This is a genomic window from Paraeggerthella sp. (genome assembly GCF_048427265.1).
Taxonomy (GTDB): domain Bacteria; phylum Actinomycetota; class Coriobacteriia; order Coriobacteriales; family Eggerthellaceae; genus Paraeggerthella; species Paraeggerthella hominis.
In genome coordinates this window covers 67,187-83,033 of sequence record NZ_DBFOSR010000005.1, presented here as the reverse complement: position 1 = coordinate 83,033, position 15,847 = coordinate 67,187, and the positions used below count along the sequence as shown (strand labels likewise).

At 63.7% G+C, this 15,847-nt stretch carries 11 protein-coding genes and 1 pseudogene; 6 read left to right on the top strand and 6 right to left on the bottom strand.

Annotated features, from left to right (window positions below):
* The 5 genes and pseudogenes from ACMNI9_RS00715 to ACMNI9_RS00695 form a co-directional block, all read right to left on the bottom strand.
* A pseudogene (locus ACMNI9_RS00715) lies at positions 1-298 on the bottom strand (hypothetical protein); the annotation flags it as partial.
* On the bottom strand, positions 285-923 hold the full coding sequence (locus ACMNI9_RS00710; RefSeq protein ID WP_418830322.1) for a DUF1700 domain-containing protein: 639 nt from the start codon (positions 921-923) through the stop codon (positions 285-287). The pseudogene ACMNI9_RS00715 and the gene ACMNI9_RS00710, both read right to left, overlap by 14 nt.
* On the bottom strand, positions 920-1,234 hold the full coding sequence (locus ACMNI9_RS00705; RefSeq protein ID WP_114566865.1) for a PadR family transcriptional regulator: 315 nt from the start codon (positions 1,232-1,234) through the stop codon (positions 920-922). Before ACMNI9_RS00705 ends, ACMNI9_RS00710 begins: the two co-directional genes overlap by 4 nt.
* Before the next feature lie 218 nt (positions 1,235-1,452).
* Positions 1,453-2,982 carry a response regulator transcription factor gene (locus tag ACMNI9_RS00700; protein ID WP_418830319.1) on the bottom strand — a complete coding sequence of 510 codons (1,530 nt, stop codon included), beginning with the start codon at positions 2,980-2,982 and terminating at the stop codon, positions 1,453-1,455.
* A 114-nt stretch (positions 2,983-3,096) separates the two neighbouring features.
* Positions 3,097-4,611: a flavocytochrome c gene (locus ACMNI9_RS00695; protein WP_418830317.1), complete on the bottom strand. Its 1,515-nt coding sequence runs from the start codon at positions 4,609-4,611 to the stop codon at positions 3,097-3,099.
* A 371-nt stretch (positions 4,612-4,982) separates the two neighbouring features.
* On the opposite strand from ACMNI9_RS00695, the gene gatC reads away from it, so the two are divergent.
* The 5 genes from gatC (at position 4,983) to ACMNI9_RS00670 (ending at position 10,405) form a co-directional block, all read left to right on the top strand.
* Entirely contained in the window at positions 4,983-5,294 is a 312-nt protein-coding gene (gene gatC, locus ACMNI9_RS00690) for an Asp-tRNA(Asn)/Glu-tRNA(Gln) amidotransferase subunit GatC (protein WP_114568032.1), read from the top strand.
* Positions 5,294-6,919 (top strand): Asp-tRNA(Asn)/Glu-tRNA(Gln) amidotransferase subunit GatA, encoded by a 1,626-nt coding sequence (gene gatA / locus ACMNI9_RS00685; RefSeq protein WP_418830314.1) that lies wholly within the window; start codon positions 5,294-5,296, stop codon positions 6,917-6,919. The genes gatC and gatA overlap by 1 nt, the downstream gene beginning before the upstream one ends.
* A 2-nt stretch (positions 6,920-6,921) precedes the next feature.
* A complete protein-coding gene (gene gatB / locus ACMNI9_RS00680; RefSeq protein WP_216529776.1) occupies positions 6,922-8,496 on the top strand; it encodes an Asp-tRNA(Asn)/Glu-tRNA(Gln) amidotransferase subunit GatB in 1,575 nt (524 codons plus the stop codon).
* A 63-nt stretch (positions 8,497-8,559) separates the two neighbouring features.
* The gene (locus ACMNI9_RS00675) at positions 8,560-10,074 is read left to right on the top strand and encodes an alanine/glycine:cation symporter family protein (RefSeq protein ID WP_114568029.1); all 1,515 of its coding nucleotides are present in this window, start codon (positions 8,560-8,562) and stop codon (positions 10,072-10,074) included.
* Between the two features lie 55 nt (positions 10,075-10,129).
* Complete coding sequence (locus ACMNI9_RS00670; RefSeq protein ID WP_114568028.1) at positions 10,130-10,405, top strand: holotricin-3; 276 nt, start codon at positions 10,130-10,132, stop codon at positions 10,403-10,405.
* A gap of 99 nt (positions 10,406-10,504) precedes the next feature.
* On the opposite strand, the gene ACMNI9_RS00665 is transcribed toward ACMNI9_RS00670, so the two are convergent.
* On the bottom strand, positions 10,505-13,951 hold the full coding sequence (locus ACMNI9_RS00665; protein ID WP_418830311.1) for a hypothetical protein: 3,447 nt from the start codon (positions 13,949-13,951) through the stop codon (positions 10,505-10,507).
* A gap of 314 nt (positions 13,952-14,265) precedes the next feature.
* On the opposite strand from ACMNI9_RS00665, the gene ACMNI9_RS00660 reads away from it, so the two are divergent.
* Positions 14,266-15,159, top strand: coding sequence for a DUF2797 domain-containing protein (locus ACMNI9_RS00660; protein ID WP_418830308.1), 894 nt, complete (start codon positions 14,266-14,268; stop codon positions 15,157-15,159).
* Positions 15,160-15,847 lie beyond the last annotated feature (688 nt).

Here is a 15,847-nt window from a genome sequence, read left to right as displayed (position 1 = left end):
CGCCGTCGTCCGTCACGTCGAAGCGCTTCTGTTCGTTCGTCCAGCACGTCACCTCGATGGCGTCGCCGTCGGTCGGCTCGATGCGCACGTTTTCACCCGCGTCGCGCAGGACGATGGCGGTATGGGGGTTTTCCGTTTCGGGGTCGAACGTCTTCGTGGCGGGGGTCCAGTCGCGGGACTCGGTCGAGAGGTTTACCGGGTCGAACCCGGCTGCCGCGAACGCGCCGAAGGAGATGGCGCAGCCGCTGACGACGAGGGTCGTTGCCACGATGAGCAACGTCTTCTTACCTTTGGACATGGGTTGCTCCTTCCGGTGCGGTCGGGTTGGCGTCGTTGTGCTGCAGCTTGATGAACAGGCTCTTTACCCAGCGGGCGAACGTGTGGGTGAGCCTGATGAGGCCCTTGCTGGCAGCGAGGACGCCGAACCAGGAGAACAGCCCTATGCCGGTGCCGGCAAGCCCGCAGCCGAAGATCCAGGCGCCCGAGATCGGGTATCCGGTGGTCGCGCACCAGGCGAGGCCGAACGCACCGATGGGCGCGCACAGCAGCAGTGCGATCACGGCGGCCCATAGCGCCACGACGACGCTCCAAATGGCCAGGTAGATGGAGAGCACCATGATAGCGAACGCCAGCGCCAGCGTCACCCAGATGGGGGAGAACACGGCCAGCAGCACGATGTTGAGCGTGCGGCTGCCGGTGTTCGCCTTGGCGATGGCCTTCGGAATGGGCGGCGTTTCGGCGATGATCTGCGCTGCGATCGCGTCGACGGAGCCAAGCGCGGCTACGGCTTCGTGTTCGGTCATGCCGTCTTCGATCCTATCCTCGATGGCCTCCGTGTAAAAGTTGATCGACTGCTCCACTTCGTATGACGGCAGTTTGCCCAATGCTCGCCGCAGCTCGCGTGCGAATTCTGATTTGTTCATCGGTTTGCACCTCGTTTTACGTAGTCGTAGACGTTCATGACGTCATCCCATTCGTCCAGGAAGGTGTTCAGGTAGGCGGTGCCCTCCGGCGTGATCCGGTAGTACTTGCGCAAGCGCCCGTTGTGCTCGACTGCGTACACGGTCAGGTATCCCGCTGCTTCCAATCGTTTGAGCAGGGGATACAGCGTCGATTCCGTGAGGTGTAGGCTTTCGGGAACGTCTTTGACTATCTGGTACCCGTAGGAATCCTGCCGATTGATCGACGCGAGCACGCAAACGTCGAGGAAGCCTCGCTTCAGTTGTGCATCCATTCGTATACCTCCTTTCGCCTTATACTATATGATACATAGTATAAGGCGTCAATGGGTATTGAGAAGAGATCTGGAGAAGGCGACGGGGTGGGGGTTGGCGAGGAGAAGGCGGCGTGCGTCGGCCGGGCGTGGGAGTGCGTATCGAACGGGCGCGAGAGCGCGCGGCGGGCGCGGGGGTGCGCCCGGCTCCGCCCGCCGCTGGGCGCGTCGGGCGGCAGCTAGCCGAGAGGCTGCTCGTCGATGCGGTCGAGAAGCTCCTGCTTGGTGTGCACGTCGAGCTTCGCATACACGTTCTTGACGTAGGTTTTCACCGTGTTCTCGGATAGGAACAGCTTTTCTCCGATGGCGGTTTTGCTGCGCCCGCGCGCCAGGAGAGCTACCACCTCGTACTCGCGGTCCGTGAGGAAGTAGCGCCGCTTCAGCTGTGTAAGCTGGCGCGTCAGCGTGTCGCCGGATGCGTCGGGCTTCGTCGGCGCGCTGTTGTTCGGGCGCGTCGCCTGCGCATGGGCGGCGATGCCGCTTGCGATGCCGCCTCCGCGCGTGCGGAAGTCGACGAACAAGGGACGCGTGCGCGGGATGGAATCGCCCAGCAGCAGCGCCATGCTCACCGCCAGCAGAAGGACGATGACGGTGGTGATGCCGACGGCCGCTGCCGAATGGGGCTCGGCGATCCAGATGAGCACGCGCCCCAGCTCGCGCGGTAGGATGTGCGCCACCCACCCCAGGCCGAGGATGACGTACGGCGTCCAGCTGCTGTGGCGCGCGATGTCGTAGCAGCTGTACCACAGCAGTCCGAGCGAGAACGTGTTCGCCGCCGCGATGAACATGGCGCCGAAGGGCGCGAGGGGCTCGCTCATGGAGGCAAGCGTCAGCACGCCGGCTACCACAAGCGTTACGGCGATGTTCCAAAGCGACGAGAATTTGAGCGTGCGCCCCATCACGAGCGCCCAGCCGATCACGCCGAGCGAGAGGACAACCGCCCCAACCTGGTGGAGCACCTGGAAGGTAAGCGGCAGCTCGATGGAGGCGCCCGAAGGGAAGCCGCGCGCGATGCCGAGGGCTAGGTTGAACAGCGCAACGCCGACGAGCAGCCGCACGAAGGTGGAGCGCGGTTCCTGGTCGTACGCTCGCTCGGACGGGCACACGGCTTCTTCGCGCTCGTTGCGCGCGTCGAGTAGCGCCTGCGCGCGCTTGAACGCGATGCAGGACAGCGTGGGCATGAGAATGGCTGCAAGCAGCGCTACGTTTTTGGGGACGATGCCAAGAAGCAGCCCCAGAAACGAGCTGGCCGCAAGCGACAGGAACGCGTACAGCAGCGCTTCTGCGGGGTGCAGACGTATATAGAAGCTCATCCACATGCCGCCGCCCCAGACGATGCCGAACCCGGCCAATGCGCATGCCGCTGCGACGAGCGTTTGGCTGGGGTACGCGCTCTCCAGCAGGAACAGCGCGCTTGCCGCCGTCATGGCGGCGGCCGAGACAAGACTCAGGACGTTTTGCGCCTTCGGAGAGAACCCGCGGCGCATGATGACAGCGAGCATGAGCAGGATGAGCACGCCGCGCAGCAAGTTGGCGGCTATGGTGATGAATCCCGAGTCGGTGGAGGTGTAGCGATCGTACAGGTCGGCTTGGATCCAGATGCGCACGGCGACGAGGCCCAGAAAGTTGATCGAGAAAAGCGGCAGGTGTCGCGCAAGAAACGCGGAGAACCCCTGCGTGCTCGATCGCTCGTCAACCGCATTCCCCATGCAATTCGCTCCCTCTCGTTTTCCTGCAGCAACAGGTCGTAGTATAGCGGAACCGAAGTGAGGGAGGCAGCGACGGCGGCCTGCTGGCCGCCGTCGCTTGGGAGGGGCTTGTTGCTAGCGGCCGAGGAACTCCAGCACGCTTTCCGCAGCGCGGTGGCCGAATACGTTGATGTCGCAGATGGCGTTGCCGCCCAGGCGGTTGCCGCCGTGGACGCCGCCCGTCACCTCGCCGGCCGCGAACAGGCCGGGGATGGGCGTGCCGCTCGCGTCCAGCACGCGCGCCTTGGTGTCGATGCGCAGGCCGCCCATCGTGTGATGGATGCCCGGCGCCACTTTGATGGCGTAGAACGGTGCCTCGTCAATGGGGTAGCGGCTTTTCCAGCGGCCGAACGGATCGTCGACGTCGTTGGCTATCGCGCTGTTGTACGCTTCCATCGTGGCTGCGAAGTTGGCTGCGTCGACGCCCATGAGGCTGCACAGGCCGTCGAGCGTGTCGGCGGAAAGGGCGAGGTTTTTCTTTTCGAACTTCTCCTTGATGCTCTTGTTCTCGTCGTAGACCTTCCGATCGAACACGGCGAACGCCCATCCGCCGGGCTGCGCCCATTCGGCGGCGGACACCACGTCGCGCGTGAGCAGCTCGTCGGTGAAGCGGTTGCCGTCCGCGTTCACAAGGACGGCTCCGTCGCCGCGGATGCCCTCGCTCAGCAGGATCGACGTGCCCTGCTCGACGGTGGGGTGCACCTGGATCTGCTCGATGTCCACAACGTCGGCGCCTGCGGCCTGACCAAGCAGGATGCCGTCGCCTTGCGCGCCGGGCTGGTTCGTGGTCACGGCTTCGCGTAGTTCGGGGCGGTACTGGGCCAACATCTCGTGGTTCGCGCCGAATCCGCCGGCAGCGATGACGATGGCCGGGGCGTGGTAGTCCACAAGGTGGCCGCTGCGGTCGTCGAGCGCCCGCACTCCGGTGATGCGCCCGTTGTCGAAAAGGATTTCCTGCACGCCCATATGGGTGACGGCGTCCACGCCGCGCTGCGCGCACTGTTCGCACATGTGCTTGACCAGGTACTTGCCCACGGCGCTTCCGTCTTCGGGGCGATGGATGCGCGGCACCGACGCGCCGCCGGACGTGGAGATTTTCGTGAGGTTCATGCCGCGTTCGGCAAGGCGCTCGATGGCGGCGTTGGAGTTTTCGCACATGTAGCGGATGAGGTCCATGTTGCCCAGGTTGTGACCCCCCTTGAACGTGTCGGATGCGAACAGGTCCACGCTGTCCTCGACGCCCTCTTCTTTCTGCAGCTTGGTGCAGCAGGCGTTCATGCCGCCCTCGGCGAAGCAGGTGTTGCCGCCCGCCACGGCCATCTTCTCAAGAAGAATGACGCGCGCGCCGCCGTCGTGGGCGCTCATGGCGGTCGTCATCCCCGCGCCGCCTGCCCCGACGACGATCACGTCGTACGATCCTCCGTCGCGCGCCTCGCTCAGGTTCGCCTGGCTCGGCGCGCATCCGCTCAGCCCTGCGAGCGATACGGCCGCGAGCACGCCCGATCCGATCGCTCCGCGCAGGAAGTCGCGTCGTCCGATGCTCCTGCTGCTCGTTGCGCCGGTCTGGATATTCTGGCCGCCCTTCGTCATGGTTGGTCCCCTTCCTCGTTGTGGTGCGGTTCCTATGCGCCAGACGATATCCCGTGCGGCCGGGACAGGGCAGCCGACGAACGGGTGGGTTCTACACCCGAAGCGGGTGATTCCGCCGGTAAACGCTATCGAAACCTGCGTTTTCCGCGCCGAGGCGCGTTCCTTGCGTCCGCGCGCCCTGCGCGGCGCCCCGTGGCTCCCGGCATCCGCCCCAGCCCGTGAAGCGGCCTTCCTCGCGGGTTTTGCCTTGTGTTCCGCCGCAGGGGCTGCGGGTTTGCTATTATGGTTCGGTTATGGTTTCACCTCTTCCACTCCCGTCGCTGCAAAGCGCGCGACGCGGGTGAAAACGAGAGAAGGAAAGAGCAAGCCCTATGACCCAGCATTTGACCGAACGCGACGTCCGCGACATCGCGGAGTACGCGCGCATCGGGCTTTCCGGCGACGAGGTGGCGCAGATGACCGTCGACCTCAACGCCATCGTGGACAGCCTGAAGCCCATCACCGAATACGACCTTTCCGGGGTCGAGCCCACCTTCCATCCCATCGGCGGCTTGTCCAACGTCATGCGCGAGGATGCCGAAGAGCCCGGCTTCTCGCAAGAGGTCGCGCTTGAGAACGCGCCCAAGCAGCAGGACGGCAGCTTCCTCATCCCGTCCATTTTGGGCGAAGGAGGCGATCGCTGATGACGCAAGCAAGCAACGTGTTCACCTGCATGAGCGTGCGCGCCATTCGGGAAGGTCTTGCCGCGAAGGAGTTCTCGGCGCGCGAGATCGCCGAGGCGTCGCTCGCTCGCGTGCGCGCGCTCGACGGCGCCACGCATGCGTACCTTGAAACCACGCAGCAGCTGGCCTTCGAGCAGGCATCGAAGGTGGACGCCGCCGTGGCGGCTGGCAACCTGGCCGCAGCCGGCCCTCTTGCGGGCGTGCCGGTGGCGTTCAAGGACAACATGAACCTGGCGGGCACCCATACCACGTGCTCCTCGCGCATGCTGGCCAACTACGTGTCCCCGTACACCGCCACGTGCGCCGCGCGCACCATCGAAGCCGGCGGCATCCCGCTTGGCAAGCTCAACATGGACGAGTTCGCGTTCGGCTCCTCCACGGAGACCAGCGCATTCGGCGCCACCAAGAACCCCTGGGACCTCTCCCGCGTGCCGGGCGGCTCTTCGGGCGGAAGCGCGTCGGCCGTGGCTGCGGGCCTGGCCACCATCTCGCTCGGCAGCGACACGGGCGGCTCCATCCGCCAGCCCGGCAGCTTCTGCGGCATCGTGGCCGTCAAGCCCACGTACGGCGTGGTCTCGCGCTACGGCGTGGTGGCGTTCGGCAGCTCGCTCGACCAGGTAGGGCCGTTCGCGCGCTCGGTCGAGGACGCGGCGTACGCGCTGAACGCCATTTCCGGCCGCGACGCGCTCGACTGCACCAGCCAGGACGTGCGCACGGACTTCACTGCGAACCTGGCAGAGGGCGTGCGCGGCATGAAGATCGGCATCGTGCCGGCATTCATGGACGCGCAGGGCTTGACGTCGGAAGTGAAGGCGAAGGTCGAAGAAGCGGCCGATCATCTGCGCGCACTGGGCGCCGAGCTGGTCGAGGTGGACCTGCCCAACGCGCAGGCCGCCATGAGCGCGTACTACGTGCTGGGCCCGTGCGAGGCGTTCAGCAACCTGGCGCGCTTCGATTCGGTGCGCTACGGCTACTGCGACCCGGGCCATAAAGATCTGGGCGGCCAGTACGAGGCCAGCCGCGCGAAGGGCTTCGGCCCGGAAGCGCGCCGCCGCATCATGTTGGGCAGCTACCTGCTGTCCGCGGGCGTGTACGAGCAGTACTACTATCCGGCGCAGCAGGTCCGCACGCTCATCACGCAGGACTACGCACGCGCCTACGAGCAGGTCGATTGCATTCTCTCGCCCGTTGCCCCGCGCACGGCGTTCACGTTCGGCGAGGTGTCGGACCCCACGGAGATGTACCTGTCCGACATGTTCACCATATCCATCAACATCGCCGGAAACGGCGGCATGAGCCTGCCGGTGGGGCTGGGCGCCGAAACGGGCCTGCCCGTCGGCGTGCAGCTGATCGCGCCGCCGTTCAAGGACGAGAACATGCTGCGCGTGGCCGCCGCGCTCGAAACGGTGTACGGGCCGGCTCCCGTGGCGCCGGACTTTGCGGGCGAGGTTCCGGCCATTAAGGCTGCCCCCGCAACCATTCCCGACGCCGCCGATGCGGTTCCGGGCGTCGATCTGCCGGGTTTGCTAACGGAGAAGGGCGCTGCCGACGGCGCTCCCTCGCAGGTGGAAAGGGCAGGTGAGTAGCCATGCGCAAGCTTGAAGAGGTCCTGCAGGATTGGGAGGCCGTCATCGGCCTTGAGATCCATGCCGAGCTCACCACGCTCGACACCAAGATGTTCTGCGGCTGCAAGCTGGAGTTCGGCGCCGAGCCGAACACCCACACGTGCCCCGTGTGCCTGGGGCTTCCCGGGGCGCTGCCGGTTCCCAACCGCTCCGCCATCGAGTCCATCGTGCTGGCGGGCCTGGCTACGAACTGCGACATCGAGAAGCACTCGATGTTCTACCGCAAGACGTACATGTACCCCGACATGTCCAAGAACTTCCAGACCACGCAAGGCCCCGTGGCCTTCTGCATGCGCGGGCATCTGGATTTGGACGTGGACGGCCCGGCTGCGAAGGAGCGCATCGACCTGGACGGGCTCGAGGTAGGCGAGAGCCGCGGCAACGTGACGCGCACGGCCGACGGCTACACCGCGCACGTGGGCATCACGCGCATCCACATGGAAGAGGACGCGGGCAAGATGGTGCACGTGGGCGGCGGCGAGGGCCGCATCGCCGGCGCCACGCATTCGCTGGTGGACTACAACCGCGCCGGCACGCCGCTGACCGAGCTGGTGACCGAGCCCGACCTGCGCACGCCCGAAGAGGCGCGTCTGTTCATGCAGAAGCTGCGCCAGATCTACCTGGCGCTCGGCATCTCGGACTGCTCGATGGAAGAGGGCAGCATGCGCTGCGACGGCAACGTGTCGCTGCGCCGTCGGGGCGCGAAGGAGTTCGGCGTGAAGACCGAGCTCAAGAACATGAACAGCTTCAAGAACCTCCACGACGGCTTGGCCTACGAAATCTGCCGCCAGGCCGAGGTGCTTGAAGAGGGCGGCCAGATCTACCAGGAGACGCGCCACTGGGATCCGTCCCAGAAGCGCACTATCGTCATGCGCGTGAAGGAGACGGCCGACGACTACCGTCTGTTCCCTGATCCCGACCTGGCTCCCTATGACCTGTCCGACGAATGGATCGAGTCGGTGCGGGCGAAGCTGCCCGAGCTGCCCGCTCAGAAGGCGGCCCGTTTCGAAGACGCGTTCGGGCTCTCGGCCTACGATGCGCGCCATTTGGTGGACCATCGCGTTACGGCGAACTTTTTCGAGGAGTGCATGGAAGCGGCGGGCGCGGACGCGGGCAAGCTGGCGAAGCCCGTGGCGAACCTGGTCATCAACGACGTGACGGCGTATCTGAACGCGCACGAAGACGTTGATTTGGCATCCTCGCCGCTCACGCCCGCGCGCGCGATCGAGCTTGTGGGCTTGCAGGCTCAGGACGTCATCTCGTCCAAGCAGGCCAAGGAAGTGTTCGCAGCCGTGCTCGACGAGGACAAGGATCCGTTGGCCATCGTGGACGAGCGCGGCATGAAGCAGGTGTCGGACACGGGCGCCATCGAGGCCGTGGTGGACGCGGTTCTGGCCGCGAACCCCGACAAGGTGGAGCAGTACCGCGGCGGCAAAACCGGCCTCATCGGATTTTTCGTGGGCCAGTGCATGAAGGAGATGCGCGGCCAGGGCAATCCCAAGGTTATCAACGAACTGCTTGCAAGCAAGCTGGGCTAACGTGACGGGCCGTCGTTCTTCGGGGAGGAGCGACGGCCCGCGGACTTTTGAGAAAGGGGATGCATGGACATCAACGAAATGCTGGTGAATTTCACCGGCGAGGTAAGCGGGTACCTGTACACGTACATCCTGCTGATACTGCTCGTGTTCGTGGGCGTGTACTTCACCATTCGCACGAAGGGCGTGCAGATCCGCTACATCAAGGATATGTTCACGCAGTTGACGGAGAAGAAGCACGTTCAAGGGGAGCGCTCCATCTCGTCGTTCCAGGCGCTGATGGTTTCCACTGCCAGCCGCGTGGGCACGGGCAACATCGCAGGCGTGGCCACGGCCATCGCCACGGGAGGCCCGGGCGCGGTGTTCTGGATGGGCTTGATGGCGATCATCGGCGCGGCTTCGGCGTTCGTCGAGTCGACGCTCGCGCAGATCTGGAAGGTGCGCGGCAAGGACGGCGAGTTCCGCGGCGGTCCGGCGTACTACATTGAAAAGGCGCTCGGCGCGCGCTGGTTGGGCATCGTGTTCGCCATTCTGCTCATCCTGTGCTTCGCCTTCGGGTTCAACGGGCTGCAGGCGTTCAACGCGACGTCGGCGCTCGAGTACTACATTCCCGATTACGCCACGAACGGTGCGGCGGTGGCCTGCGGCATCGTGCTGGCCGTCATGACCGCGTTCGTGATCTTCGGCGGTGCGAAGCGCATCAGCATCATCACTTCCATCATCGTGCCCATCATGGCGCTCGGCTATATCGCCATCGCGCTGTGGACCACTATCGTCAACATCGGCGAGCTGCCGGCCGTGTTCTCGCTCGTGTTCGCCTCGGCGTTCGATTTCCAGTCCATCTTCGGCGGATTCGCCGGATCGGTGGTCATGCTGGGCATCAAGCGCGGCCTGTACTCCAACGAGGCCGGCATGGGCTCCGCTCCGAACGCCGCCGCTACGGCCAGTGTGTCGCATCCGGTCAAGCAGGGCCTCGTGCAAAGCCTCTCGGTGTACATCGACACGCTGCTCATCTGCACGTGCTCGGCTATGATGGTGCTCGTGTTCTACGTGCAGGACCCCGAGGCTGCCGCGTCGCTCAACGGCATGCCGCTTGTGCAGATGGCCGTGAACAACTCGGTGGGCGAGATCGGCATTCATTTCATCACGTTCGCCATCTTCGCGTTCGCGTTCTCCAGCTTGATCGGCAACTATTTCTACGCCGAAAGCAACCTGCGCTTCATCAAGGGCAACAGCAAAGTGCTGTTGACGGTGTTTCGCCTGGTGTGCCTGGGCGTGGTGTTCTACGGCGCCGTCAACAGCTTCGACCTGGCGTGGAACCTGGCCGACATCTTCATGGGCTTCATGGCGCTGGTGAACCTGATCGCCATCTTGCTTCTGGGCAAATGGGCACTGGCTGCGCTCGACGACTACACGCGCCAGCGCAAGCAGGGCGTCGACCCGGTGTTCGTGGCCGACAGCATTCCCGGTTTGCCGAAGACCGATTGCTGGCACGTGTCGGAGGTCGAGGATTACGGCAAGCCTCCGGTGCAGGAGTATCTGGACGAGGCGCTTGATGCGGAGTACGCAGGATTGAAGTAGCGAAGAGTAGGGCGGCTCGGTCGCCCGAGAACATGCACGGGAAGGGAAGCGACTCATGGCAGGCAACGAAAGGCGTCCGGGAGACTGGCAGCGCAAGGATCTGCGACAGAACGCGAACGACCTGGTAGAAGACGATAATCCTAAGAAGTGGTACGACCAGACGTTTTGGATCATCTTCTTCTTGGTGATATTCTGGCCGGTGGGTATCGTGCTGGTGTGGCGCAGCGATTGGCATATCGTGGTGAAGCTGCTCTGCACGGTGTTCGTAGCCGTAACCGTGTACTTCGCGTGGACCATGTCGCAAGCCGTGCAGGCGATGCAGGTTGGCTAAGCGATTCGCGTGCCGCCGTCGTTGAAACGGGCTTTGCGCAAAAAGGGGCGGGATCCTGATTCGGGTCCCGCCCCTTTTCGTTGTTCGTTCCAATGTATCCTATACCATTCCTCTATTTTCGTATTTCGTCTCCGAGGTGCACCAGGGCCATACGTCGTGGAGGTAGCCCCAGCCGTAGCCCACCCAGTACACGCTTTCGTGCCGCGCGGCCGTAACGCCGCGCATTACCCGGGATGTCTTGATGTCGTACACGTCTACCGAAACGGTGCGCACGTGGCGAACAGCTAGCTGGTCGCTCACCTTGTTGTAGCTCGCATCGCTTACCACCACATGGGCGGGCGGCGCTTCCTTGCTCTTCCACTGCACGAGCGGTTTCGGACGCCCCTTGGGGTAGTCGCCGGTATGGGTGTTGCTGGTGCGGGTCGCGAGCATAGTGAAGCCTAGCGCGCGCAGTTCGCTGAAGATGTTGCTTGCGTCGCTCATGTTCAGCTCGTAGTCGTGAAGGGGCCTTTGGTTGTACTTGATCTTTCGGATCTGGGGCAGGTTTGCTTCCATCTGCTGCCATTGAGCCAGATTGAGATCGCCGGTGAACGAGTACATCAGGACGTCTTCGCGATCTACGCTCTTCCCGAACGAAGCGTTTCCGAAGTATGCATCGTCGTACATGCGCCCGGAAAGCGGGCCGGTGTGGTTGTCGAGCGAATACACATGCTCGTTGATCAAGCAGCGTATTTTTTTGTTCGCAAGCGGCTCGGTTGCTTGGCGCAGCGGGGACTTCTGGAACTTTTCCTTATAGGTCATAGATTCTTGGTCCCACACGCGCTCTCGTTGCCCAACAAGCTTCTTCAACACCTGATCTGCCTGTTTCTTGAGGTCTTCTTTGGCGAGCGTGGCGTTGAGTTTCTCGGCGTCAGTGCCAGTGCCCTCGACTGCCGAAAGGTATGCCATGGACGACATGTAGCCGTACAGGTACGAGGTGATCATGCAGCCCAGGTACACGTCTTTGATCTCGAAGGTTTCCGGATCCCAGTTGTAATACGTTTCGATCCAGTTGTAGTAGTCGCTCACCACGTCTTTGGTACCGGTTCCTGTGATCATGCTGCCCAGGTTCACCGTGTCGGCGTACACGGTGGTGCTGAGCAGCCCGTTTTTGGCGTCGATGGCTTGCTTGAAGTTCGTCAGCGTCTCCTGGTTCTCTTTCGTCAATTCTTCGAAGACCTTCGCGTCCGTGCCTCCGTTCGCCAGCTCTTCCGGCGACATGGCGCCGATGGTTGCCGTGTACAGGGTTCCGTAGCTGTTCAGATGGTCCATGAGCCACTTCACCTGGTACCAGTCCGACTCGAAGCCGCCGCGCTTGTCGATGGCGCGCAGCTGGATAGCCAGGTTGTCAACGCTGGTTTCCATACGCGTGAGCTGGCCCTTCATCTGATTCAGTTCGTCAAGCACGTCCTTGATGTCGTATTGGGGGCCGGTTTCCAGCAGCGAGGCGATGATACCCAGGATCTGCGAGATGCCCTGGCCGATGTTGGATGGGTCGGACGAGCAGAAGTAGCTGATAGCCGAAACCAGCTTCTCCAGCACCTCGAACACCATTTTCGCGGTGCGCATGTCGTCCTCTTGGCTGTAAAGCGCCGTTCCACCTACGATGTTGGCCAGCGATTCGTCGGAGAGGTTGATGGCGCAGGGTCCCTGGGCGATGCCCAGCTTGTTGAGGACCACGCCGTCGGCCAGGTCGACCTCGTGGCCGCACATGAGCTGCGTCATCTCGTTGAGGAACTGCGCGTTCGCCTGCTCTTCGGTAAGGCCGCTTTCGGCGTACGCACCGTACCAGCTTTTCACCGTTTTGGCGTCGATGGCGAAATCGAAATCGAAGCCGTTCTTGCGCACCTCGGTGAACTTCACGGCTCCAGGGTTCTTTTCCAGGATTCCCTTGTCTCCTGATTCGCTGGTGTCGTAGCCGGGGGGAAGGGCGGGGGCTTGGCCCGGCAGGGTGATCTGGGAGTTGCCGGTCCGGTTAAAATCAGTGATGCTCACGCTGCCGTCCAGCGCGCCGAACTCAACGGTGTTGTGCACGACCAGGGAGCCATCCCCGTTTTTCGTGACGCTATTCGCCTTGACGGTGCCGTACGGAACGGCTGCTGCGGCATCGGCGGTGGAGACGGCGTCTTCGGTAGCATCGTCTCCATCATAGTAATAGGGGTGCGCGATGGCGACGGGGGCTTCTCCGTCAAGGGCGGCTGGATCGACGGTAAGCTGGTCGTCGGCATCGAGGGCGGCGGACAGCGCCTTGAACTGGTTGAGCGGCGTGTCGGCGGTTGCCGTCACGGCAAGGGTGCCGCGCGTCGCGTCGTTCGCGTCGACGGTGAACGACGCAGCGGATAGGGTTCGATCGCTGAAGGCGAAGTGCGCAGCCTGCGCGCCTGCGGAGAACCGCCCGTTCTCAAGCGAGACGGGGAAGGTGAACGTGCTGTTCTCGTAGGAACCCTCGGCAACATCGAACGTGATGAGGGCCTCTTCGACGGCCAGCGTGGCTTCGCCGCTTGCGGCGGCGTCGGCGAACGATCCCGGGCCGAAGATCATGACCCCTCGCGCGCCTGGTGCCCCAAGGTCGCCTTCGAGGGTGACGGCGAGGGCCGATCCCTCGGTGCCGTCGAGCATCGTTGCGGTTCCGGCATGTTCGACGGCGGTGACGGACAGGTTTTTGAAATCGCCGTCGAGCGAGATGGCGTCGATGGACGGCTTGTCGGCGAAGGGCAGGCTGGACACCAGATTGATCCGGGCGCGCTTCGCGTTTGCCGAGGCGGCTGCTCCGTCGACCACTTCCACGTTCGCTTGGGAGAACGCGGCTTCCTGGTCGGTGGACCCCACCGTGAGCGTGGCGGCTACGGTGGCGCCCGGCACGCTGCAGGTTGCGGAGCCTTCGAGGGCGAACGAGGTCACCGCGCCCTGTTCGTTCGCTTCGTCAGCGTGGGCTTCGCGCGGCACCAGGGGCGCCAAGCCCGCTACGAGCACGACGCCCATGAGCGCTCCCATGGTCCCCTTCGCCCGGCGGCTGCGCGCCTGCTTGCGCGAGAACGTGGCGGCCGCCAGCGCGATGAAGCCCGCAGCTGCAACGGCCGCCAGCGCGATGCCGGCGGCGCTTCCGCTATCGCCCGTGGGTGCAAGCCGCTTGAACAGGGAGGATTCGAACAGGACGTTCAGCTTCAGCTCGATCGTTTCGCCAGCTGCTAACGTGTCGGCCTCGCGAGCCGTGACATCGCCGTCGCGAGCCAGCTTCACGCCCTGCGGCAGTTGGGCTTCCAGCCGCACCTTGTTCCAGGTGATAGGCGTGTTGTTTGCAACGGAGAACGTGACGACGGCCTGATCGCCGGGTTCGTACGCGTCCTTGTCGAACGAGCCGACGATCTTCGGGATGGGCGGGTTGCCGGCTCCTGCTTCCTCGGCGTACGCATGCGCGGGAAGGGCGCAGGCGACGGCGATCAGGAGCGCCGCGATCATCGCGAAGGCAAGCGGCATGGATGCGGAGGCTGGTGCGGGGCGCGTCATGGTGCCTCGATTCTATGACAGGGCGGACCGTTTTACTGGTAAACGCATCAGCGATAGTATAAAACACCAGATGCGTACAGAAGGCGCCGGATCCGCAGAAGATCGTCTCCGGCGCGGGGATTTGTCTTCTTTCGGGTTGCTTGCCGGGTGCGTTTGGTCGCGATTGCGCGCGGCGTCCCGCAAGCGCCTCGTGTTTGGGATGCGTGGGATTTTTGACGTTTGCCCGATTGCCCTCGCATCGAATGCTTCTTGTGCGCTATCATTTCGGGCGAAAAAAGTGATCCGGTCCGTACGAGTTGCACAAGGATGCTGATATGACGAATTTTCTTCACGGTCGCACGGCCGTTCTGGCGGGGCACGGGTTCGATGAGAACGGCCCCTATCTGCTGATCAACGATGTGGAGCGAGCGGAGCAGCTGCGCTTTTCGGTTCTGGGCAAGACCTTCTCGCTCAAGCGACTGCCGCGACGTCGCTGCGTAGGGCGTTTCGACTTGGAAACGCAGGTGAAAAGCACGTGCCCGCTCAACGTGGAGCTGCTGCCCGATGCGAAGGAAACCATGTGCCCCGCGTGCATCGAAGCCACGGGCTTCAATCCTTCGTTCTACTATGCCGACTTTATTTCTGCCCAGCAGCGCGCTTACAATCTGACGCCGCATTTCACGTACCTGGCCTATTTCTCGCCCCAGCACGTGAAGGCCGGCATCTCGTCTGAAACGCGCGGCATCGAGCGCTTGCTCGAGCAGGGCGCTCGTGCGGCTCGCATTGTGGGGCGGTTCGGCTGTGCGGACGATGCGCGCGAACTGGAAGCCGCGCTGTGTTCGCAGCAGGGCATTCTGGAAACCATGCGCGCTTCCGTGAAGACGAAGCTGCTCGTCGAGGCGCGGTTCGACTTTTCCGAGGCGAAGCGCGTGCTTGACGCTACAACGGAGCGCTTGGGTCTTGAGGATGCCGAGCCGGCGCAGGATCTTTCGCCCTACTACTTCGGCGGTCCGTCGCCTGACGTGCACGACCTGCAGATTCCCGATGGGCACGAAGGCGAGTGCGGCGGCCGCTGCATCGGCATGGTGGGCGGCGCGCTCGTTTTCGAGCAGAGCGGCACCAACTACGTGGCGGCGGTGAAGGATTGGGAGTCCCATGAGGTCGAGCTTCTAAAGGATGAGGTCATCTGCGAATACGCCTTCGAGCCTCAGCAGTTCTCGCTGTTCTAGGTTGTTCGCGGGCCGCTGTGCGGGCGGCGGCGCACGCGCTGGCGGGAGAGCGGTGGTCGTTTGGGCGGCTGACCCGCCTCCTGCTTGCGCCGCTGGCAGGCGAAGCGAGGCGCAGGGGGTGCGCCGTTGGTTCGTTTTTGGCTTCGAAGGGGTGTGCGTCCCTTTTGTGCATGTGCGGGTGTTTGCGATTGCCGCACTGGGGCCTTGCCTCGATGCTGCCGGAGTGGACGAAAGCCCTACGTGTGATTGCGACCCCTACGCGTGCTTGCGACTCCCGCGCGGAGGCCTTGCGCACGAAAAATCCCGTTTGCTGGCAGGTTTCGACGTTTGGGGGTCGTCAGGTCGGGCGTCCTGTCCGCCGCTGTGCGGTTTGCTTTGCGCTTCGCCTGCTCATAGCGCTGGTCTGCTGCATCGCGCGTTCGCGGGCGTTCGTCCTGCTGCTTTCGACGACCTCAAACCGTCAAAACCTGCCAGCGAAGGCGGTTTTTCGTGCGCGCTCCCTTGCTTCGAGTCGCAAATGCCGCGCTGGTCCTTCTTGCTGCCGCTCGTGAATAGCGAGCAGGCTCCGCCGCCGCGCGCACGCGTCGAAGCTGGCGCTTCCGGCGACATGCCTTGTCGCCGCTTGCGCGCAGCGCATCGCTGCTTTTGCCGGCAAACCGCTCTCGATGTGCCGTTCGCGTCGTAAAAT

Coding starts and splice junctions, on each gene's coding strand:
- ACMNI9_RS00710 (WP_418830322.1), bottom strand. CDS start 923: ATGAACAAATCAGAATTCGCACGCGAGCTGCGGCGAGCATTGGGCAAA.
- ACMNI9_RS00705 (WP_114566865.1), bottom strand. CDS start 1,234: ATGGATGCACAACTGAAGCGAGGCTTCCTCGACGTTTGCGTGCTCGCG.
- ACMNI9_RS00700 (WP_418830319.1), bottom strand. CDS start 2,982: ATGGGGAATGCGGTTGACGAGCGATCGAGCACGCAGGGGTTCTCCGCG.
- ACMNI9_RS00695 (WP_418830317.1), bottom strand. CDS start 4,611: ATGACGAAGGGCGGCCAGAATATCCAGACCGGCGCAACGAGCAGCAGG.
- gatC (WP_114568032.1), top strand. CDS start 4,983: ATGACCCAGCATTTGACCGAACGCGACGTCCGCGACATCGCGGAGTAC.
- gatA (WP_418830314.1), top strand. CDS start 5,294: ATGACGCAAGCAAGCAACGTGTTCACCTGCATGAGCGTGCGCGCCATT.
- gatB (WP_216529776.1), top strand. CDS start 6,922: ATGCGCAAGCTTGAAGAGGTCCTGCAGGATTGGGAGGCCGTCATCGGC.
- ACMNI9_RS00675 (WP_114568029.1), top strand. CDS start 8,560: ATGGACATCAACGAAATGCTGGTGAATTTCACCGGCGAGGTAAGCGGG.
- ACMNI9_RS00670 (WP_114568028.1), top strand. CDS start 10,130: ATGGCAGGCAACGAAAGGCGTCCGGGAGACTGGCAGCGCAAGGATCTG.
- ACMNI9_RS00665 (WP_418830311.1), bottom strand. CDS start 13,951: ATGACGCGCCCCGCACCAGCCTCCGCATCCATGCCGCTTGCCTTCGCG.
- ACMNI9_RS00660 (WP_418830308.1), top strand. CDS start 14,266: ATGACGAATTTTCTTCACGGTCGCACGGCCGTTCTGGCGGGGCACGGG.